Origin of the sequence: Faecalibacterium prausnitzii (genome assembly GCF_049532945.1) — a bacterium.
Lineage (GTDB): Bacteria > Bacillota > Clostridia > Oscillospirales > Ruminococcaceae > Faecalibacterium > Faecalibacterium prausnitzii_N.
In genome coordinates, this window is record NZ_CP186691.1 from 1,251,581 (window position 1) to 1,273,044 (window position 21,464).

The 21,464-nt window shown below is 52.4% G+C and carries 19 protein-coding genes and 1 pseudogene; 2 read left to right on the forward strand and 18 right to left on the reverse strand.

The window, feature by feature from the left end:
• Both ACNQFG_RS06260 and ACNQFG_RS06265 read right to left on the reverse strand, forming a co-directional pair.
• On the reverse strand, positions 1-4,665 hold the full coding sequence (locus ACNQFG_RS06260) for a DEAD/DEAH box helicase family protein (RefSeq protein ID WP_423406555.1): 4,665 nt from the start codon (positions 4,663-4,665) through the stop codon (positions 1-3).
• Positions 4,666-4,826: 161 nt separating this feature from the next.
• Positions 4,827-5,180: a TnpV protein gene (locus ACNQFG_RS06265; protein WP_423406356.1), complete on the reverse strand. Its 354-nt coding sequence runs from the start codon at positions 5,178-5,180 to the stop codon at positions 4,827-4,829.
• A gap of 899 nt (positions 5,181-6,079) precedes the next feature.
• On the opposite strand from ACNQFG_RS06265, the gene ACNQFG_RS06270 reads away from it, so the two are divergent.
• On the forward strand, positions 6,080-6,400 hold the full coding sequence (locus tag ACNQFG_RS06270) for an NAD(P)H-hydrate epimerase (RefSeq protein ID WP_423406357.1): 321 nt from the start codon (positions 6,080-6,082) through the stop codon (positions 6,398-6,400).
• A 116-nt stretch (positions 6,401-6,516) separates the two neighbouring features.
• Here the strand turns inward: ACNQFG_RS06270 and ACNQFG_RS06275 are convergent, their stop codons facing one another.
• The 7 genes and pseudogenes from ACNQFG_RS06275 to ACNQFG_RS06305 form a co-directional block, all read right to left on the reverse strand.
• Positions 6,517-6,981, reverse strand: coding sequence for an Hsp20/alpha crystallin family protein (locus ACNQFG_RS06275; RefSeq protein ID WP_005924644.1), 465 nt, complete (start codon positions 6,979-6,981; stop codon positions 6,517-6,519).
• Between the two features lie 310 nt (positions 6,982-7,291).
• Positions 7,292-7,882: a DUF1003 domain-containing protein gene (locus ACNQFG_RS06280; RefSeq protein WP_005924646.1), complete on the reverse strand. Its 591-nt coding sequence runs from the start codon at positions 7,880-7,882 to the stop codon at positions 7,292-7,294.
• 51 nt (positions 7,883-7,933) lie between these two features.
• The gene (locus tag ACNQFG_RS06285) at positions 7,934-8,155 is read right to left on the reverse strand and encodes an MmcQ/YjbR family DNA-binding protein (protein ID WP_226815879.1); all 222 of its coding nucleotides are present in this window, start codon (positions 8,153-8,155) and stop codon (positions 7,934-7,936) included.
• A gap of 72 nt (positions 8,156-8,227) precedes the next feature.
• Positions 8,228-9,119, reverse strand: a pseudogene (locus tag ACNQFG_RS06290) (radical SAM protein).
• A 79-nt stretch (positions 9,120-9,198) separates the two neighbouring features.
• Positions 9,199-9,669, reverse strand: a complete 471-nt coding sequence (locus tag ACNQFG_RS06295) for a GNAT family N-acetyltransferase (protein ID WP_005924656.1) — start codon at positions 9,667-9,669, stop codon at positions 9,199-9,201.
• Entirely contained in the window at positions 9,669-11,144 is a 1,476-nt protein-coding gene (locus ACNQFG_RS06300) for an amino acid adenylation domain-containing protein (RefSeq protein WP_215674048.1), read from the reverse strand. Before ACNQFG_RS06300 ends, ACNQFG_RS06295 begins: the two co-directional genes overlap by 1 nt.
• Before the next feature lie 20 nt (positions 11,145-11,164).
• Positions 11,165-11,839 carry an alpha/beta hydrolase gene (locus tag ACNQFG_RS06305; protein WP_215674047.1) on the reverse strand — a complete coding sequence of 225 codons (675 nt, stop codon included), beginning with the start codon at positions 11,837-11,839 and terminating at the stop codon, positions 11,165-11,167.
• A 389-nt stretch (positions 11,840-12,228) separates the two neighbouring features.
• Here ACNQFG_RS06305 and ACNQFG_RS06310 point away from each other — a divergent pair, with 389 nt between their 5' ends.
• A complete protein-coding gene (locus ACNQFG_RS06310) occupies positions 12,229-12,504 on the forward strand; it encodes a DUF5131 family protein (RefSeq protein ID WP_423406358.1) in 276 nt (91 codons plus the stop codon).
• Here the strand turns inward: ACNQFG_RS06310 and ACNQFG_RS06315 are convergent.
• The 9 genes from ACNQFG_RS06315 to ACNQFG_RS06355 form a co-directional block, all read right to left on the reverse strand.
• Entirely contained in the window at positions 12,440-12,643 is a 204-nt protein-coding gene (locus tag ACNQFG_RS06315) for a transposon-transfer assisting family protein (RefSeq protein ID WP_097779582.1), read from the reverse strand. The genes ACNQFG_RS06310 and ACNQFG_RS06315 overlap by 65 nt on opposite strands.
• The gene (locus ACNQFG_RS06320; protein ID WP_423406359.1) at positions 12,633-13,148 is read right to left on the reverse strand and encodes a YodL domain-containing protein; all 516 of its coding nucleotides are present in this window, start codon (positions 13,146-13,148) and stop codon (positions 12,633-12,635) included. The genes ACNQFG_RS06315 and ACNQFG_RS06320 overlap by 11 nt, the downstream gene beginning before the upstream one ends.
• 8 nt (positions 13,149-13,156) lie before the next feature.
• Complete coding sequence (locus ACNQFG_RS06325; RefSeq protein WP_423406360.1) at positions 13,157-14,044, reverse strand: LPD16 domain-containing protein; 888 nt, start codon at positions 14,042-14,044, stop codon at positions 13,157-13,159.
• Complete coding sequence (locus ACNQFG_RS06330) at positions 14,044-15,858, reverse strand: DNA topoisomerase (RefSeq protein WP_423406361.1); 1,815 nt, start codon at positions 15,856-15,858, stop codon at positions 14,044-14,046. The genes ACNQFG_RS06325 and ACNQFG_RS06330 overlap by 1 nt, the downstream gene beginning before the upstream one ends.
• The gene (locus tag ACNQFG_RS06335) at positions 15,845-17,482 is read right to left on the reverse strand and encodes a recombinase family protein (protein ID WP_423406362.1); all 1,638 of its coding nucleotides are present in this window, start codon (positions 17,480-17,482) and stop codon (positions 15,845-15,847) included. Before ACNQFG_RS06335 ends, ACNQFG_RS06330 begins: the two co-directional genes overlap by 14 nt.
• Positions 17,483-17,563: 81 nt before the next feature.
• The gene (locus ACNQFG_RS06340; protein WP_005924684.1) at positions 17,564-17,746 is read right to left on the reverse strand and encodes a hypothetical protein; all 183 of its coding nucleotides are present in this window, start codon (positions 17,744-17,746) and stop codon (positions 17,564-17,566) included.
• Between the two features lie 223 nt (positions 17,747-17,969).
• The gene (locus tag ACNQFG_RS06345) at positions 17,970-18,434 is read right to left on the reverse strand and encodes a replication initiator protein A (RefSeq protein ID WP_242699957.1); all 465 of its coding nucleotides are present in this window, start codon (positions 18,432-18,434) and stop codon (positions 17,970-17,972) included.
• 673 nt (positions 18,435-19,107) lie between these two features.
• Positions 19,108-20,685, reverse strand: a complete 1,578-nt coding sequence (gene mobQ, locus ACNQFG_RS06350) for a MobQ family relaxase (protein WP_423406556.1) — start codon at positions 20,683-20,685, stop codon at positions 19,108-19,110.
• 269 nt (positions 20,686-20,954) lie between these two features.
• Positions 20,955-21,272: a DUF3847 domain-containing protein gene (locus tag ACNQFG_RS06355; protein ID WP_055192418.1), complete on the reverse strand. Its 318-nt coding sequence runs from the start codon at positions 21,270-21,272 to the stop codon at positions 20,955-20,957.
• Between the last annotated feature and the right edge of the window lie 192 nt (positions 21,273-21,464).

Sequence of the window (21,464 nt, forward strand, 5' to 3'; positions counted from 1 at the left end):
TTATCGTCCTATTAAAGTATAGCCTTCGGGCGCAAGCTCGATTGCAGTGGTGGTCTCTCCAAAAGTGGATGCCCAGCAGTCGAAGTGGGTCAGCTTTTTCTGCTGCAAGGTGCTGTACTGCAAATACCGCATGACCGTGTACAGTTCGGTCATGGAATTGCTCACGGGCGTTCCCGTGGCGAACACCACGCCACGCCCGCCGGTGATCTCGTCCAGATAGCGGCACTTGCCGAACATATCGCTGGATTTCTGCGCTTCGCTGGTGGATAATCCTGCGACATTCCGCATTTTTGTGGTCAAAAAGAGGTTCTTGTAAAAATGGCTCTCGTCCACAAAAAGCCTGTCAACGCCCAGTTGCTCAAAGGTGATTACATCGTCCTTGCGCTCATCGGAGCGCAGTTTTTCCAGCTTGGTTTCCAACGTTTTTCGGGTCTTTTCCATCTGCTTAATGGAGAAATTCTCACCTGCGTGGGCTTTCAGTTCGTTGATGGCGGCAAGCGTTTCATCAATTTGCTCCTGAATGATGCGCTCCTGCCGTTCAAAGGACAGCGGTATGCGCTCAAACTGCGAATGCCCGATGATGACGGCATCGTAGTCCCCGGTGGCGATGCGGGCACAGAATTTTTTGCGGTTGGCAGTTTCAAAATCCTTGCGCCGTGCTACCAGCAGCTTAGCATTGGGGTAGAGGTTCAGAAACTCCGATGCCCACTGCTCCGTCAGGTGATTGGGCACCACAAACAGCGATTTCTGGCACAGCCCCAGCCGTTTGGCTTCCATAGCAGACGCCGCCATTTCGTAGGTCTTGCCCGCACCAACTTCATGTGCAAGCAGCGTATTACCGCCATAAAGCACATGGGCGATGGCGTTGCGCTGGTGTTCCCGAAGGGTGATTTCCGGGTTCATGCCAACAAAGTGAATGTGGGAACCGTCATACTCACGGGGTCTGGTGCTGTTGAACAACTCATTGTACTGTTTTACCAGCGCAATGCGCCGCTGGGGGTCCTGCCAGACCCAGTTGGCGAAAGCATCCTTGATGACCTGCTGCTTCTGCTGCGCCAGCATGGTCTCCCGCTTGTTCAGCACACGCTTGGGCTTGCCCTCGGCATCCTCGATGGTGTCGTAGATGCGGACGTCTTTCAGGTTCAGGGTCTCCTCCAAAATCTTGTAGGCGTTGGCACGGGATGTGCCGTAGGTCTCGGAGGAGATAATGTCGCCCCGCCCCGTAGCCGTTTTGCCCTCCACACGCCATTCTGCGGTATAAGGAGAATATCTCACCTTGACTGCATGGCGCAGATAGTAGGGAATCTGGAAGGTCTCGGTCATAAACTTTTGGATAATATCCGGGTCAAGCCATGTGGCACCCAAGCGCACATCAATTTCAGATGCTTCCAGTTCTCTGGGCTGTGCCTTAGTCAGCGCATCCACATTGACCGCAAATTCCGGGTTGGTCTCGACGGCAAACTGCGCCATCCGCAGCTTTGCCCGGACATCGCCGGACAGGTACTCGTCTGCCATCTGCCAGCCCGCTTCCGGGTCGGTGGGGTCGGCGGCAGGGTCCTTGAAGATCACGCCGGACAGTTCAGTGGTGATGCGCCCGTACTCACCGGGAGTGCCCAGCAGTTCTGCCATATAGGGCAAATCCACCTTGCCGTGTTCCCCGATGGACACCGCCAACGCTTCGCTGGGGGTATCCACGCTGGTGACGGTGCGCTCCGGGCGAATGGTGCGCTTGGTGAACATCGCCGCCTTGCTCTTGAGCTGCCCCTGCTCGTCCAGATTTTCCAGCGAACACAGCAGATAATACGAGGAATCCTGCTCAAACAGCCGCCCATTTTTGCGGTCGTTCAGCAGACCGTATTTTGCGGTAAAAGCATCGTAGGTGGCGTTCAAATGCTCCTGCGTTGCCTTGATGTCCTCGTCCGGGTAGTCGTTCAACTGCTGGTCGATCAGGTCATTGACGATCTGCCGCAGTTCCACCATGCCGGTGACACGTCCCTTGGCGGTGTCGGACAGTTCTACCTGCGTCATCACGGAATTTTCCCGGTAGAAAACTTCGCCGTCCACTACGGTGTAGCTGAAATTCTTCACGTCCGGGTCGGCAGGCAGGGTACGCCGGGCGGTTTCTTCCTCGGCAATGTCGGGAGCATCCACCTCGGCGGCAGTGTACTGTCCCTCGATGTGCTGTACCGCTTCTGCAAGCTGGTCTGCCAGCACTGCACCCTCAATGGGGCGCACAGTACATTCTTCCTTGCCGTACTGAGTGCTTTCCATCGTCAGTTCACCTAGAACCATCTCCGGGTGGTCTACGAAATACTGGTTGATGGCAAAGCCATCCTCGGTCTTGCCCAACTGCACCCATGCAGGTTCGATGTCCGCAGGGCGGTCACGCTTCTGCAAAAAGATAATGTCGCTGACAACATCTGTGCCTGCATTGGCCTTGAACGCATTGTTCGGCAGACGGATAGCACCCAGCAGATCGGCACGCTCTGCCATGTGCTTGCGGGCGGTGCTGTCCTTGCTATCCATGGTATAACGAGAAGTCACAAACGCCACAATGCCGCCCGGACGCACTTGGTCGATGGCTTTCGCAAAAAAATAATTGTGGATAGAAAATCCCAGCTTGTTGTACGCCTTATCGTTGACCTTGTACTGACCAAAGGGCACGTTGCCCACCGCCAGATCGTAGAAATCACGGCGGTCGGTGGTTTCAAAGCCAGCCACGGTAATGTCGGCCTGCGGATACAGTTTTTTCGCAATGCGCCCGGTGATGCTGTCCAGTTCCACGCCGTACAGCCGACTGTCTGCCATGCTGTCCGGCAGCATTCCGAAGAAGTTGCCCACACCCATGGAAGGCTCCAAGATATTTCCAGACTGGAAGCCCATCTTTTCCACAGCATCATAAATAGCGCGAATCACCACCGGAGAGGTATAGTGGGCGTTCAGAGTGCTGGAACGGGCGGCGGCGTATTCATCCTCAGAGAGCAGCCCTTTCAGTTCTGCATATTCCTTTGCCCAACTATCTTTACCGGGGTCAAAGGCATCCGCCAGACCGCCCCAGCCCACATACTGGGAAAGCACCTGCTGTTCCTCGGCAGTGGCACCCCGGTGCTCCTGTTCCAGCTTGAACAGGGTGCGGATGGCTTCAATGTTCCGGGCATATTTCTGCTTTGCGCCGCCCTCGCCCAGATGGTCGTCCGTGATGTGGAAATTCCCGGCAAGTTCAAGTGTGGATCGTTCCGGTTCAACTGCATCCAGAGTAGGTGATTTTGAGCCAATCGTCTGGATCACAATATCATAAGGCATACGGTTTTCTTCAGCAGGGTATATGGCAACCGTTTTTACAGTATCATCTGGCCGCGTAGTAACCTGTTCATTCTGCCGCAAGCCCTCCTCGAATTGTTGCTTATTGACAACTTCGTTATCCCATGACTGACCGTGCGCACTGGTGTCGATGCGCACATCGGTTTCGCCAACATAGCCAACTTTCCCCTCAATAGTTCGAGTGAGGAGTTCGACCACAACATTGTCACCGACCTTGTAATCGGGCAGGGGGGATTCCATCATATCCTGCTCCTCGTACAACTCCCGGACAACAGCCAGCGGCGCTTCCCGGAAAATGGGCATCCGCATTTCTGCCAGTGCCACATCCTGTAGGGTCACGCTGTCTTTATCAAAATTCACCGTATCAACCCGGAAAGTTCGCCCTTCCATGTGGATGGTAGCACCCAGCGGCAGATAATCCTCCCGGCGCAGGTACTTGGTCTGGTGGTGGGTGCCATCCTCGTTCAGCCCGGCAAGATAGACGTTCTCGCCGCACTGCCACAGCTGCTTGGCACGGTATGCCCACTGGTCGGTGGGGAAACCAGTGACCGGAACGGTGCCCAGCGCAGTTTCCTTCTCCAGCAGTTTCCCGCCTACAAGTTCGCAGACCTTCCGGGCATCTTCGCCGTAAAACTCAAACTGTCCGTTCTGCTCAAAGCCCACCAGCGCATCCGGGTGCTGTTCCTTCAGGGCGTTGTACTCGGAGGCGGCATCCAACGGCAACAGTGCCGGGCGTTCCTCTGCTTTGCTGTGGTAGTGCTCCAGTTCTTCGTCCGTAATGCTGACCAATTCCGAAAAATCCAGAGCCTCCAGTTCGGTTTCGGTCAGATCTTCCAGACTTTCGTACTGCCGTTCGTCGATCAGCACTTCGCCCAGATACCGCTCCACACGGTATCCCACCAGATCGACGTTGACCTGAATGGGAATTTCCTCGTCTGTGGCATTGGTGTAGGCAACGCCGATTTTGGACAGGTCGGAAAAGTCCGGCTCGGAGTCGTATTCCTCCAGACAGAAATCCCGAATCAGGTTTTTGGCATGGGTCAGGGCGGCATCTGGCTTTACGCTGACCGGCGCAGGGGCAGGGGGCGTGTAGTGTTCCTTCTCCTTGTCCGTCAGGTAGCGGTCGGACTGGATCATCAGGTCGATATACTTTTCCACCTGTGCCCATTTCAGGATGATTTTCTGGTGCTCAGGGTAATGGTCAAATTCCAGTCCTCTCCCGTCGTGGTTGACGAAGCCCCGGCTTCCGTCCAAATAATCATGGGAGTGCCCGCCAATGCCGTACTCCTTTGCCAACGCTTTGGCACGGAGATTTCGGTCAAGCTGGGTCTGGTACAGAGCCATAATGCGCTGTTTACCGCCCATAAATCCCGAACCGTGCTTGCGCAGTTCGTTCTCAATTTCAGCCTGCGACAAAACAAAAGCGGAGGGCGTTTTTTCGCTCTCCGCTCGGTCGATTTTTTCAATTTGCTGGGCTTCGGTGGGGATGTGGGCATCGAAGAAACTCAGCTGTAAATCAGTTCCGTCAGCACCAGTTCCTTGGCCTGTGCCCGCAGGCTGTTCATGTGCTGCACCCATGCCATCTGATTCTGCTCCTTGTCCGGGGCCGGGTTCTGCTTCAGAAGCTGTTCCATGGTCTGCTGCATCTGGCTCTCTGCCGTCTGCTCCACCTCCATCAGGTGCGGGTACAGGCTCCCGTTCAGGAGCATCGTGTTGTACAGCACTGGGCGATGATTCATCAGATACGTCCGGCGCAGCCTGCCGTACTTGCCCAGCGAGGTCTTCGGCTGATGCAGGGTCAGGTTCGGGAGAAGATAATCCCCGGTCTGCGTGTAGTTCAGATTGCTGCTCATATTCATATTGGCTCCTTTCGTTGTTTCTGCGGCGAATGGTTGTTTTTACGGTGCGTTCGATTTGGCGTAAGACTTCCCGGCTCATGTCGCTGACGGCTGCGCCGAGGGCAAAGACGGCATCCGGGGTAGAGAAATTGTAGATTGCCTGAAAATCGTCCTTGTCGAACCACCCGGCAGGCTCAAAGCCGCAGCGTTCCAGCAGCGTGTAGGTGACACTCATTGCTGCTGCGCTTTTGAACTGCATCTCCACCCCGGCTTCATCATAATCCATCAGGAGCGAGCCGTCAACGATGGCACGGATGTCGCCGCCGTTGTTGTCCCAGTAATCCGCCACCAATTTTCCGGCAACATCGGCAAGCTGCTGGCTAACACGCTCTCCGCTGATGCCGTAGATAGCGGCGAGCATTTCCGAAACAGGCTGTTTCAGATCATCGTTGTACTGCCACACCTCCGGGTCACGGGAATTGCGGCGCACTCCGGTGTCGCTTACGTCAAAGACGTAGTGCAGACGAGGAAATCCGCTGGATTCGTCCAGCAGGGCGATGCCCTTGGCTCCCCGGCGCACATAGCGGTTCATTCGGCTGTTCCAAACATCATAGTCGGCGCAGGCGGTGGCATCGGGGCGCTGGGCGTAGATCATCAGCTGGTCTGCAAAGGGGTACTTGTACAGCCGGGATGCGGTGGTCAGGTAGTCCGTCCAGCTTTCCCAGTACCGGGTCAAGCCGTTGGCCGTGCGCTGGGCAAGGGCGAGATATTCTTCGGTTTTGCTTGGCATAGCGTTCCTCCCTTCAATCTCGTTGTAAACAAAAAAGCGAGCGGCCTTTTCAGGTCACTCGCTTATGGAATCTATGGTAGTTTATTCGTGTTTTGCGGCAAACTTTTCTGCCATCTCCAGCAGGCGGTCGATGGGTGATCTTTTTTTGGTGTCCATTGGCTATGCTCTCTATGGCACCGGGTTCCATGGTGCACTTCGGCCTTCCGGTCTTGCTGCCTGCGGGCTGATACGCCGTCTGCATAAGAGCGACACCTTTGTGCTGGCTGTAGACCTGCCCAGCGGCATCAACACGGATACCGGGGAGGTTGCCGAGGGTGCTGCCCATGCAGATTTGACCGTAACCTTCGACAGTTATAAGCCTTTGCATATGGCAGAAGCTTCTGCGCCGCTGTGCGGAAAAATCATCTGTGCTGACATTGGCATCCGGGATGAATGGCACCCGGAGTTTTGACGAAGGCTTGCCGCTGCGGAAAAATACCGGGAAACAAAAAATGCCCCCGGAGGGCTTGTTGCGGCTCTCCGGGGGCATCTTATGTGCGTTGTGCCTTGGCGCACACGACCGGCGTTTTACTCGATTGCAATCAGATTCGGGTTCTCAGGCAAAGCCTTCGTCTGCTGAGGAGCAGGCAGCTCGACGTGCAGGACGCCATCCTCGAACTTTGCGTGGATGTCTTCCTTCTTCACATCGCCCACGTAGAAACTGCGTGCGCAGGTGCCGGAGAAGGATTCGTGCCGCAGATAGCGGCCCTTCTTATCCTTTTCGTCATTACTGTGGCTGCGCACTGCCTGAATGGTCAGGTAGCCGTCGTTCAGATCCATCTGAACGTCTTCCTTCTTGCAGCCCGGCAGGTCAACCGCTACTTCGTAGCCGTTGTCCGTCTGTTTGACATCGGTCTTCATCATGTTTGCACCACGCTTACCAAAGGTATCACGCGCCTCACGGTTCATCATACGTTCCAGTGCAGCGTCATTCCAGAACGGATCGAAGAAATCATCGAACAGGTTTTCATGGAAAACAGTCGGCATAAGCATAAATCATTCCTCCAATCCCGGCGTTCGGGTCGGGGCAAAAAATCTGAAGCGTCCATTCAGAAGGGCTTTCCGGGGAGCCTAGCGGCTCTCCTTTTGCCCTTCCTCCTGAGCACGCCACTGTTATAGCATTGTTTTTTAGCACTGTCAATATAAGAGCGCTAATATTCACGAAAAAATAATACTTTTGCAACAATATCTTGTATCTGTCTTTCCCCCATTACCACAATGAGACAAAAATCAACACCGGGAGATGAAATCGCACACCGTTTTCTTTCCGGCTTATCCCATTTTGGCGCAAAAAAGCTAGGATTCAGTTGTTTTCCTGCTGCTTTGTATGATTTTTGCCATCGTTTTGCAGCCGCTTTTCCAGTGCGGACTGCTTGGCAAGAATGGCGTTTACTTTATCGTACAGGTCCTCGATCATGATCTCGGTCTTCAAGTTGACTTTATAGTCATTTTCCGCTCTGCGGCGGTCTTTTTCCTCCTGACGGTTCTGGCTCATCATGATCAGCGGTGCCTGAATCGCCGCCACACAGGACAGTACCAAATTCAGCAGAATAAACGGATACGGGTCAAATGCCTTGGCAGCCAGCACCGTGTTGACCACCATCCAAAGGATCAGAACACCGGTAAAGGAAAAGATAAACGCCCAGCTTCCGGCAAATTTTGCAATGGAATCCGCTGCACGCTGCCCCAGCGTATACTTTTCTTTTTCGCTTTCAGGACTGACGGAGATCTTACTGTCTGCCAGCAGATTCAGCACTTCCTCATCGGTCATGTCGTGCCGGATGTCCTTGAGCACTTCTTTTAATAGTTTTCTGTTTTCCTTCATAACGGTCACTCCTCTCTCATGGATGTTCTTGGGTGGTAAACGGGAATTTATCAGTATCTCTTTTTGCATGTTTTGGGTATCGTTGCTTCATAACTCATATCAAGCAACATTTTGATTTTGTCATCTGATACGCTGCACATCCAGTGCAACAGTAATCCAGCTATCCTTGCTCATGTGATACGCCGGGAAGAAGCCGGGCTCCTCTCGTAGTGTGCCAATCAGAATTGGGTCACATTTGAAATCGACCACTTCCAGCATTTCTTCGCCTTGCAGCCCCAGCTTGTTCTTTGGTACATCCATAATCAGAGCAAACCACTTCCGATTATTACAATGCCGGAACACCTCATAATTCGGATACTTGAGCCACGGATAATCTGTCTCGGCGTTATATGTCTGATTCTAATTCTGCGCGTTTCATAACCTCACCTCTACAACTTCTAGCTTTCTGCATGTTACTATATAGTTTTGATTACCTGTTCTTCTGCATTTTGGCCGAGGGATAATCTCTTCGTTGAAAAAATAATTGACCACGATAGGCGGATCGTTGAACGGGCGTTTGATGGAATCATCATCCCGGACATACAGTAGCCCGTCCTCTTGGCAAAACTGCCGCATCTGCGCATCCAGCATTGACCAGTAGCTGCGTTCTTTTTTATTGTAAATGGTATCGTACAGCGGCAGCAGGTCTGGATGTTTTTCCGTTATATAGTCAAAAATCGTTTTCTTATAACCGCCCCGCAAGTTTAGGTTTTCCAGCCAGACCAAATTACATTGATTCTTCGCCCGGTGGATGATGGAGGGCAGGTCGGTGAGGCCGGGGAAAATCGGCGAGATAAAGCAGGTGGTGCGCACACCAGCATCATGGAATGCTTTCATAGCGGCCAGCCGCCGCTCAATGCTCACTGCATTGTCCATATCAGCGCGAAAATCTTCGTCCAGTGTGTTTGATCGACCAGGATACCCGCGCATTGGGGAATGTTTTAATGAGGTCAAGGTCACGCAGCACCAGGTCAGACTTGGTAGCAATACTGAGGCTACATTCGCTGCCCTGCATCTGCTCCAAAATGGCGCGGGTGCGGCAGGCGGTTTCCTCCAGCGGCTGATATGGGTCGGTCACGTAACAGAGAAACAGTTCTTTCCCTGCATACCGCTCCGGGTGTTTGATTTCCGGCCAAAATTTAACGTCGATGAACTCTCCCCAGGGCTCCGGGTGATTGGTAAAACGCTTCATAAAAGATGCGTAGCAATATTTGCAGCCGTGGCCACAGCCCACATAAGAATTGACCGAATAATCACTCACAGGCAAATTGGATTTTGTGAGGACGCTTTTTACTTCAACGTTTCAGATGATTGGCTCCATTGTATGTATGCTCCTTTGATTTTGCTTATTTTTCACGGGACAGTTTCATCATATCCTTCATATCGGCAAAACCGATTGTTTGATACAGCGGCCTGCCTTTGTTTGAGGTTTCAAGATAAATTTTTGAAATATGCCGCTGACGAGCCTGCTCTACAAGCCACCTGACGATTCTGTTCCCTATGCCGTGTCCGCGAAACTGCGGCCGGGTATAAATGTTCATCAGGTAGGCACATTTCCCGTTTAGATTGTCCGGTGAGGGCATCTCATGATAGAGGCATATCCCGCCGCAGCCGACGATTTCCTCCCCTACGTAGGCAAAGCAGGCAATATGTCCGCCCTGCGGCAGTTCTGTTTGATAGTAGCGGCGATTTTCCGATTCCAGCTCTGTTACAGACCGCTCCGAGGGGATGGAGAATACCTCATGCAAGACTTCCATTCGCCATTGCATCAATACATTCAGGTCCTGGATCGTGGCCTGCCGGATCTGAATCTCCATTATAATGCCCCCGCTTTCATTACCACCGGCAGTTTCGACACATCCGGCTTACCGTTGATATTCAAAGGAATCTGCTTCATCTTCACAAAGAACTCTGGGATCATAAAGGAAGTCAGATTTTCAGACAGTTCTTTTTTTACTTCCGAGACTTTCAGCTTATTGTCGGAAGGCACCACATAGGCGGTCATATAGGACAGTCCATCCTCGTCGGTAAAAGCCCGGACAATAGCCTGCTGCACATCCTTGCACCGATAGAGCCGGGACTCCACCTCGGCAAGTTCCACCCGCTTGCCGTAAATCATGATCTGGTCGTCCTTGCGGTGCAGGAATGCAATGTTGCCATCCGGCAGGATATAGCCCAAATCGCCGCTGCGGTACATGGTGCTGCCGTCCGGCTGCCGCTCAAAAGCTCTGTTTTCCTCGGCATGGTCGCCAATGTAGCCCAGAGATACACCGCCGCCATAAATGCAAATCTCACCCGTCTGCCCTTTGGCAACCGCGTTGCCAGACTGATCCAGAATCCTGATCTGCGCACCCAGTACAGGATGACCGATGGGATAGGTACCGTCCGCCAACACAGTTCCACTATTGCAACGGTAATAGGAGGCGCAGACCGTTGTCTCGGAGGGGCCGTAGGTGTTGTAAACCTCTGCTTTGTCCAGCAGGTGATCCACATAAACGCCCCGCAACACATCGCCGCCGCTGATAAGCAGCCGCAGAGAGGACGGAATGACAGACAGGTGGTTCATTTCTGCCAGCAGATACGGAAAGCCGCTGATCATAGTCACATGGTGGCGTTCCACAAAAGCCATCAACGCATGGATGTCGGCCTTGTCCTCGTCAGAGGGGATGGCCAGAGCGGCGCCATTCAGCAGGCTGGTGAACACTTCCTCCACAAAGATGTCAAAGGAACAGACGGAATATTGCAGCATGACATCGCCGGGGCCGGGGTGGAACTCATTCGCAAAGGCGCGCACATAGTGGCAGACATTGCGGTTGGTAACACAGACGCCTTTGGGCCGCCCGGTCGTGCCGGAGGTATACAGCACATAGGCGGGGCGTTCCGGGTCCTCCACGGCGTTGCGCTTCCAGGAGGGCGTCTCCACGCCGCAGATCTCACAATCTGTATAGCGGATGGGGAAACTGTTCAGTTTGGGCGCAAAGGCGTGTTCCGTCAGCACAAAATCCACCTGTGCCTCGGTCATCATGTCATGGATGCGCCCGGTGGGAAAATCCGGCTCGGCTGGGACGTATCGGCCGCCGCATTTGAGTACCGCCAGAATCGAGGCAATCATCTCGGTTCGGTGACGCATGACGATGCCGATGCTGTGTACTTCCTGCGGAAAGCTGCACGTGATCATATCCACCATGTTGGACAGCTCTCCAAAAGTCATGGTGCGGTCGTTTTCAATGATAGCCGGGGCATTTTCATGTTCTTTAACTACTTTCTGAAAAAGCGAATAAATCGTATCCATCGTTTTATCTCCTTGTCGGTTTATCTATTTAATATCCAGTGAATGCCAGCCGCTGTGCGCTTGTTGCACGCCTGATAGTGGCTGCCACTGTTCAGTACGAAGGTGGTTTCGATGCCTTTCCCGTGGCACAGTGTTTCTATCTCCTGCGTATTCTGATGCACAACGTTCAAAATCGGATTATCGGTGGAGCTCTCCTTGTCTCCGAGAGAAAAATACAGACAGTCAGGTTTGCGCTTCATCTCATGGGAGCACACATATTCCATGATGCCCTCAAACCAGAAGGAACCTGACATACTCGCTGCGCGGGCAAACACATCTGTTTGGTAGAGAGCGTAGAGGGTGAACAGCCCGGCCAGCGAGTAACCGGCGAGGCCCCGCCAGGCGGGCGCACCGGGAAGGAGTGCTTCCGCTTCCGGCATAATTTCATCCAGAAGCAGTTTCAGGTAATCATCCGCACCCCCGGTGCAGGGCGTATCGTGTTTAGAGATCGGCCCCATATACCACGGTGTCATGTCATGATCCCATTTCAGCTTACTGACCGCCACCAGACTGAAATCTGGGCAGCCGAGCGCCATCAGGTTTTTATACACACTGTTAACGGCATTGGAAAAGGTGTTGAGATAGATAACTGGGCTGCCCGGCTTTGCGCTTGGGTATATGTCCACTCTTTTTTGTTCTATGGTTAAAGAAGTCACCTTGTTGCCTCCTCTCTTGACGATTCATTGTATAAATATTGTACGGTATCCGAAAACGAAAGCAAGTACGCAGAAAGTTCGTACATAGTATCAAACTACTGACCAAGGCTATAAACAGGAGGAAGTAGCCGTTGGCGATGTTGTCTGTCTATATGTTACGGCCCCGGTTTCCGCTGTTCTATATCGGTGCGAAGCTACAGAAGTCAATATTCCTTACCATTATGATGATGGCAACGTACATATGAACCATGTGATGAGATTGAAAAAGCTGGATCAGTACAACCCGTCTTTTCTCCCGTTTGAGAAGCTGAAAGCCTATGGGATTGGTGCGGTACGTGGGCCACGAAGAATGCCTCACAGTCTGATTTGCGAACTGGAAAGGAATCGGTATGAGCAGTGATATTTGGAATCCCTGGCATGGCTGCCGCAAATACAGTGAGGGCTGTGACCACTGCTATATGTACTATCTGGACAATGAACGGGGCAAATCAGGCGGGGAATTTTATAAAGTCAAGACAAATTCCGAGTTGTCGAGTTCAGTATACCACACCGAATCCCATTGTAAAAGAGCCTATGTACGCCGCCCGCAGGCGGCAAAGGTCAGTCCGGGGGAAATTCCAGTTCGGCAAACTCCGCATCGGTCAGCAGTTTCAGCTTTTCGATAACACCCTCCGACAACTCCCGCAGGGCGGTCTCATCCGGCATCAGGTAGCACTGCATGAGCCGCAGTTCGTGGATAAGCCCCAGCCGGGTGCCGGTGTTGTAGAGCATCATCAGCATGAGTTCCTCATGGTTAAAGTTCATGTTCAGCCCTCGCTTTCCGGCAGGCGGTGGGATTGCACTCCGGGGCATCGCACTTCTCTTTGAGATTCATCAGCACCGAAGGGCGTTCCGGCTGCTTGTCCAGAAACCCCTGTAAATCTTTGAAGCCGATGCTGTCCACATAATGCACAGACACCTCGCCATTGCGTTTGAGTGCGATCACATCGCTGACCGACAGGCTGTGCCCCTCAAAATCCTGCGGACGGGAGAGGTTGAACATCTGAAACAGTTCTTCCAGAACCTCGTTGTCCGGCACATCCTGCCACATGACGGGCAAATCAGCATAGTAGGTGACCTCGTAATGCTCCGGGTCGGGCGTTTTGCCCCAACGATGCAGTTCCCGCATGGAAGCAAATCTTTCATCGAGGATTTTTTCGTCATGCCGCAGCTGCATCACCATATAAACATCGCACCCTGCGTTCAGAAATTTCTGCGGGATGTCCGTCATGGGTTCACCGTCAAAATTCTGGTTCCACTTTTGCTGCATCGTCCACCTCACAGTTCTGGCGCAGAACGTGCAGACGATTTTGGCGCAGACGTATCGCTTGCCAGTTCTGCCAGCTTTTCCAGTGTGGAAGAGCGATGGTCTGCACTCAGTTCCTCGGTTTCCGCAACTTTGTCCATGGCGGCATCGTAGTCCTGCAACAGCCGCCGCCCCTTTTCCATGTGGTGCGCTTCCAGAATCTGCTCACGGGCTTCCTGAATGGTCAGTTCCGGGGCATCCAACTGCCCGCCGTCCATCACAGAATAATCGCTGTGGTAGAGGGTGTAGTCCCATCCATCCTCACAGGACTGGATGGCAAGATAGCCTTTGCCGCCCAGTTCCCATGCCGCCTGCTCGTCTTGTGTCTGAATTTCCGGGTAGAAGTCGGCATGGTTCCGTTCCATGACCTCGGCAAACTGGCAGATGTGGAACACATTGCCCAGACCGCCCATGTCAAAGTGATAATCATCCAGATGTTCCACCCGTGCCGTAAAACTGCGCCCATCCGGGTAATCCACCTGAATCACGCCGCCATCTGGAATGCGATAGAGGTCATCATAGTGGCTGTTGATGAGACGAATATCCTTCGGCAGCGTTTCCGGCTCCCAGATGCGCCGCCTGCCGATGCCCGCCTGCGGGATGTTTTCGAGGATCTTTACGCTTTCCTGTTGGATGACCTTGCGGTCATCGTCCGAAAGTTCAAACAGATACCAGTTCCGGGCGGCAGGAATGGCGTTCCTGCCATCGGGCGGCAGGTTCTTTTCGGAAATCTGCCCGCTTTCCAGCGGCTCGCCGGTCACCTTGTTGTAGGTGGCAAAGCCGACTCCTGCACCGTTTTCCCGGAGGTGGAGATAGCGTTCATCGTTGATAAGGTAGACCGCTTCTTTTCGTTGCTCCATCAGCACCCACCTTCAAATTCCAGCGAAAACTTGCTGCGGCCATCGGCTTCACAGGACAGCAGCACGATAGCATTGTAGGTCTTGCCCTTGGCGCTCTTGCAGTCCTTCAGGCGCACACGACCGTCCCGAAGCAGCTTGTCTGCCACATGAGCGTCCATGCGTTTGCCGAGCCGTTTCAGAAAAGCGTTATCCTTCCACAGCACGAAACGGCACTCCCGGTTCTCGCAGAACCAGCCCTTTTCACGCTCCACGACAGGCTTACCGCAGTTCGGGCAGACACCAATAATTTTGTTTTTCATAAGTGCATTCGCTCCCTTCGCAGCCTCGGTGGTCGTTACCAGCGAGGAGATCATCTCTTTAATTTCAGTCATAAATTCACTCGGTTCCATTTCGCTGCGTTCGATTTGCAGCAGTTTTGTTTCCCAATCGGCGGTCATTTCCGGGGATTGGATTTCTTCGGGCATCACGGTAATGAGGGCTTTTCCCTTATCCGTGGGCAGTAACACCTTGGTTTTCTTGCTGCCTTTGCGCTCCAGAAAGCCCTTCTGTACCAATTTCTCAATGGTTGCGGCTCTAGTCGCCGGAGTGCCGATGCCCTGACGCTCCACGCCCTCCGGCATACTGTCTGCACCCGCTGCCTGCATAGCTGACAGGAGAGTATCTTCCGTGTAGGGTTTCGGCGGGGACGTTTGACCCTCTTTCAGTTCGGCACCGGCAACGCTGCACTGGCTCTGCTCCTTCACATCCGGCAGAACAACCGCTTCTTTCTGCTTGCCAAGCAGATCCCCCAGCATTTTCCGTTCCACAGTTTTCCATCCCTCGGACAGCACCACCTTGCCCTTTGCGGAGAACTCCTCCCCGGCGCAGATGGTGGTGAGTGTGGTTTCCGCATAGCGGTGCGGCTCACCTACGGCACAGAGCAGCCGTGCGGCAATCAGCCGCAGGACGTTCCGCTCCCCGGCAGGGAGGGCGGCAAGGTCTGCTTTTGCCATGCTTTTCGTAGGCAGCAGCGCATGGTGGTCGGTGACTTTGCTGCCGTTGATGACCTGCTGCACATGGATGGGAAACGGCTCTTCCACAGCAAACGCCTTGCCCGTGTTCGTCACCAGCCCCGGCAGGGATGCCGCCATATCCTCCGTCAAAAATCGGCTGTCCGTGCGGGGGTAGGTGATGAGCCGCTTTTCGTAAAGACTTTGGGCATAATCCAAGGTCTGCTGTGCCGTAAACCCCAGCAGACGGTTTGCATCCCGCTGCAATGCGGTAAGGTCGTAGAGCTGCGGCGGACTTTCGGACTTTTCCTTGCGTTCCATCTTCTGCACTGTGACACGTCCCTCCTTTCGGCATTTGGAAAGCAGTAGTTCAGCATCCGCTTTCTGTGCAAATCGTTTGCTGGATGCGGTGCCGCCGTCTGCAAGGGTCAGGGCAACCGTGTAGAATTTCTCTGGCACAAAGGCAGCGATGGCGGCTTCCTGCAGTACCGTCATAGCAAGCACCGGGGTCATAACACGCCCCACTGCCAAGGGCTGGTTGTACAGACACGAAAAAAGCCGGGATGCATTGATGCCGACCATCCAGTCGGCGCGTTCCCGGCAGAGTGCTGCGTTGTACAGCGCATCGTATTCAGTTGACGGTTTGAGGTGGGCAAAGCCCTCCCGGATGGCGTTTTCCTCCATGCTGGACAGCCATAGGCGGGAAACAGGCTTTTTGCACCCGGCTTGCTGATACACTAAGCGGAAGATCAGTTCGCCCTCACGTCCGGAATCTGTAGGATAGTTCTCGGAGGTGACTTTTCTGACATTGTTACTCGATGGCATCCAATGGGCCGATAAAGCGGTAGAAAATCTGGATTTTCTGGACGTATTCGCCATCAACCTTTTCCGCTTTGGATACCAGAATCTTGTCAATCAGCTGATGCAGAATCTTATAGTTCAGTTCGGTGATACCAGCGTACTTGCTGACTTCATCAATAAAATCCTGAATCTTGTCCAGCTGACCGTGTTCAGCACGGCCTTCCCGCTCGTACTGCTCAATCTTCTCGGTCAGTTCAGCCTGTTCTTTGTCGTAGCGATCTGCAAGCATTTGAAAACGTTTCTCCGGGAGAAGTCCCTTTGATACGTCCTCATAAAGTTTTGCATACAGGTCTTCGATTTCTGCGATTCGTGCTTTACACTGCTTCAAATCCCGTTTGTGCTGCGCCCGGTCAGAGGACACCCGGAGGTGCATCTGATTTGCAATCTTCTTCACAAGGGCTTCCCGATTACTCACAGCGGCCTTTGCGTGTGCCTGAATGTCCGCAAAGACAGCTTCATGCAGAACACGGGCTTCCAAATTATGAGAGTCACAGGCTTTCGCACCATATTTCCGATAAGTGCTGCAACAATAAAAGGTCTGTTCCAGAACGCTGTTGCGTTTGCGCCTGTGCTCAACCTTGACTAACATCGTTCTGCCGCAGTCTGCACAGCGGATAATTCCCTTGAAAATATTGTCGTAGTCGGTCTTATCACACATAAAGCAGCCAGAACGGCTGTAAAGGATGCGCTGCACGTTCTCCCAACGGTCTTGTGGGATGATTGCTTCATGTGTATTCGGAACGATGGCACGTTCTTCAAACGGAATATAACGTCGCTTTTTGGATTTCATGGACACGGTGGGCTTGGCTTCGTAGATGATGTGTCCGGCGTAGACCGGGCTGTGCAGAACCTGACTGATATAGGCACTGTCCCAATCATACATCTTTTCATCATCAATAAAGCGGCCAAACATCTCCTTCTTGTAGTAACACGGCTTCAAAACTTTTTCATCGTGGAGCCGCTTGGCGATGCGGTGAAGCCCCAGCCCTTCCTCTGCCATTGAATAGATGTACTCAACAACAGGGGCGGTGTTCGGGTCAATCACAAGGTGATTGTGGTCGGCAGGGTCTTTCTGGTAGCCAAACGGTGCGCCGCTGGAGATATACTTTCCACTTTTCTTGCGTGTCCAAAGGGCACTCTTGATTTTTCGGGAAGTGTCTTTGGCGTACATTTCATTGATGATGTTTCGGAACGGGGCAATATCCATCTGAGATTGCTCGTTGGAATCATAACCATCGTTGATTGCAATATAGCGGACACCGTGCTCAGGAAAGAAGATTTCCATATACGTTCCGGTTTCGATGTGGTTGCGTCCAAGTCGGGACTGGTCTTTGGTAATGACTGTTGCCACCTTTCCTTCCCGGATATCATCCAGAAGTTCCTGAAAGGCAGGGCGGTCAGAGTTCGTACCGCTGTAACCATCATCGACATAGTACTGGCAATTCCCGAAACCGTTGCGTGTGGCATACTCCATAAGCATCGCCTTTTGAGTGCGGATGCTCAGGCTTTCGCTGTTTGAACCGTCATCTTTTGACAGCCGGCAGTATAAAGCAGTTACTTTTTTGTCCTTTTCCATGTGTACCTCCATAATGGAAAAGAGACCTCATCAATCACATTGTAGCGGATGCTGCGTGATGATGCAAGCCCTTTTCCGCAGTAAAACGTCCAATTAACCAGCGGCGAGATACGATTCGGCAGTTTTACGAATTTCTTCTTCCGCAAGCCGCTGAAAAAGCGTATTCATCGGCACATTGCCGATATAATGGCGTTCCACGATCAGGCGCACAGACTTCGGACTTCTCGGCGCACGTTTGCGTGTAGTGGGCTTCTTCTCAGATTTTTCTTTGTTCAAGGGCAGACCTCCTCATTCATGTGGTGCAAATACGGAAAGGAATGGATGGATTCTATTCGTTTTTCTCTTTTTGTTTTATTACGTTGGTTAGGTGAAAGTTTTCTTTGATACAGTCTTAAAGGCTGCTATACTGCATAGGAAAAATCTCTTTTGCAGATGCCATTAAGAATCTGCATCGCAGAATCGTGATTTTGGCGGTTCTTGAATCGTGAAAAACGCAGAACTATTCAACATTTGGAATTTTTACAAAGATGTGATTGGGCGAAGAAAACCGCGTTCGTCTGCGCTCAATCAATCCCGCAGCGTCCAATTCCTTAAGCGCACTGGAAACACTGACCGTGCTGCGCCCTAGCTGCTCAGCCAAAGAGCAAATCGTAAAAATGACAAACACGAAACCTCGTTCATCTGTCCAGAGATTTTTCTGCGAGAGCGTGGCACGGTCGAGCAGCAGCGCATAAGTCATTTTTGCAGTCTGGCTCAGGTCAAGTTCCAAAAGAAAGCGTGGGTATGGGAGAAACGGCGGCAGCGGAGTTTGCGTGGTAAGATATTCTGAAATGTTGATCACCTCCAGCTGAAGCAGAAATCGGAAACAAAGCGTATGTAACGAGAATTGGTGGGTTCCAATTCTCCAGTCGCAGAAAAGCACGAAACAAGTGCTCAACTGCGTTAATAAGTTAAGGTCTCCCATATTGGTCCTCGACTTCCCTAGGAGTGGGGAATCGTCCGGCGGCGGACTTGCACCGCACCATTGGCGTTTCAGCCACCCCGTCTTCGTTATGACCGGGCTGCGAGTTACAGAAGTACCTTTTGTGAAGTACCGGACGATTGAACTATTCACTTGTCAAGGAACATATGGAAGATTTCTGGACTTTGACGGACGAAAAACATCCTTCTACTTGGTAGCCGATGAAAAAGGCCATTTCGTAGCATTGCAAGCAATTTTGTAAACAAAACGTCATAATAGTCCGAGAATGGTCTTGAAAAAGATGCCCTACACTTGGTAGGCATCGAGAACGCCTGTTTCGTAGCATTGGTGAGAAACTTGTAATTGAATTGTAATTCTTGAGACCAAATCTCCGCTTTTGAAAAAATCCTCTCAATAGGTAGGCAACGAAAACAGCCCAAAGACAACCATCTTTTTGAGAATTAACAAAAAGGTCACAAATGACCGGCTTTCAAAGAGGCGCTTCTACTATTAACAGAAAAAGTGGCCTAAAATGGGGGGTGTTGGAGAAAATTTCTGCCTTAAAAGTACGCCTCTACTCACTAGCCAGCGAGAATAGCCAAAAGCCAGCAAAAAACAAATGAATTATGTACTTCTGCCACTGATTGCAACGGCATATCGGTGACAGAAAGATCGTTTAGAGCGATTCTTCGCGGTTTGGGGTGGTAGAAATCGTTTTGTAGTTGGACTTTTTCTGCTGAAGCTGCTCCAGCTGTTTCAGCACTGATTTCTTCTCCGGGGTCTTGCCGCCCGGTGCGGAAAGCTGCTGCTTATTCAGCACCATGTCGATATACTTGCGGATATTTTTCAGGGCGGAGATGTCCGGCTGCAAGGTTTCCAGTTGGGTGCGCAGCTCTGCGCTGCCGGATTGCAGCGCAGAAAATTCGGCATTCAATGCCGAAAAATCCACCGCTGTGTTGCCGTTCAGCTTCATCAGGGTGCGGACAGCTTTATTAAAGGTGTCCAGTTCCTCTTTGTGCTGGGCGGCATAAGCGTCCTTGGTCAGCTTGAAGTTCTTCTTTATAAAGGTATCGTGGATGGGCTTCAGCTTGGCATGGACGGCGGCAGCATCTTTTATCTGGGCAATTGTCCGCATACGGTTTTCGTTTTGCTTCAACTGCCTGCGGAGAGGAGCGGCAGTCTGATTTAAGCTGTCAATGGCTTGGTTCAAATCCTCAACGGTGTTCAGAGAATGGGTTTTCAGGTAGTCCACCGCCCGTTTGACTTCCTCAAAGTCTCGGACAGTGCATTTCAGTTTTGCCTTGCCAGACCAATCGCTGCGCTGTTCGCTGCGGAGATTGAAGTAGTCCACCAGCAGATCGGACAGTGTGGGCTCCTTCGCCTTTTCCAGAGCGTCCAGAAGAAGCTGCTTCTTTTCATTCAGGTCTGCAATCCAGCGTTGCAGCCCACGGATGGCGCTGCGGATGGACTGCATCAGGCTGTTGGCTGCACGAATGTCCCGGTTCAGGTTTCCGAGAAAGGTTTCCACTCCACGCTTTTCCATCTGGTGCGCAGCAGGGCCGAGATGCACGGTCGGTATCTGCTGGATGCCCTGTCGTTCAAAGGAGCGCAAGTCAACACGTTCCGGTCTGCCAGCTGCTTCCAGATAGCGGTTGGTGATGGTTTCCCAACCATGCCGCCAGACCTCTGCATACTTCTGGTCGTTCCAGTCCACCGTGTTTTCCTTATGGCACTTCCAGTTGCCAGAAGGAAGTTGGATGCGCTCACCGTTCTCGTCAAGGTCGTAGACCTTGCGGGCTTTTGGAAGCCACTTGCCGTGTTCGTCCATTGCCCGGAGCGTCAGCAGAATGTGGGCGTGTGGGTTTCCATCTCCCTTGTCGTGGATGGCAAAGTCAGCAATCATCCCTTTGGAAACAAACTGCTCCTGACAAAAATCCCGAATCATTTTCAGATACTGCTCTTTCGGCACCTCCACTGGGAACGCCAGCACGATGCGCCGTGCAAGCTGGGAGTTCCACTGGTTCTCCACGGCTTCCACTGCGTTCCAGAGCGTTGCCCGGTCTGCATATCTGGGCGGCGCATGGGATGGCAGCATGATCTCGGCATGGACAAGTTCTTTCTTCTTGTTGTAGAATTTCGTTTTCTGGTCGTACTCGCTGAACAGCCGTTCGCCGCTCTGGTAAGCGGCCCCGGCAACAGCGGACTGCCCTTGGCTGCGCTTAACGATGGTAATTTTGAAATGCGGACACGGAATAGGCATCACCCCCAAACAAAAAGACCGCCCAGCAAGATTGCTCTTGGTGAACGGTCTGGAATCGTATTCGGTTTTGCTCGCCGCCTTGGAGCGGAGTGCTGTGCGCTTCGGTCTCAGGCGGGAGCCGCAAAAGGATAGCTGCAAAGCAGCGCAAGGAAAATGCAGTTTTCCTTGGGATGGAATCGGGCTGGCGCACAAACGCCAGCTTCGATTTCATCGAGCCGTCTGCAAGACCGCAATTTCACCGGAACGGTGTATAATTGCGCCCTTTATTCTAAAGGGTTTTGGACGTTGCTGCGTTCGTGAACATCATGCACCATCTTTGCAAGTGCCAGCACGACTTCCGGTTGACGGAACGAGATTTTCAGAAGCTCCATCACCTGATCATCGGTCAGCTCTCCCGGACAGACCAGAAAACTTTCCAGCATTCCGGCACGGGTGCAAAGACGATGCACACGCTCTCTCCGATTCAGCTCTGACATCTGGCGTTCAAGAATTTTCTCTCGGTGCTGACAAGAGCGCAGCTTCTGCTCTGCCTTGGCTTTTTCGCTGCGGAGATAGGCTAGGTCAGTTTTGGGTTGGGTCATGGCATCACGCTCCTTTACAGCATTAGTGACATTCGATATTTTTGTTGGTTCATGGTACACTACACATAATCAATATGGATAATCTCTCGCTAAAACTGTCATAATCCATTGGAAAAGTGGCGAGCGAAAACATGGACGCTGTTACGATCATTTTCTTAAAGTAAACAGAAAGTAGAGAAGTAAATGAAGGAC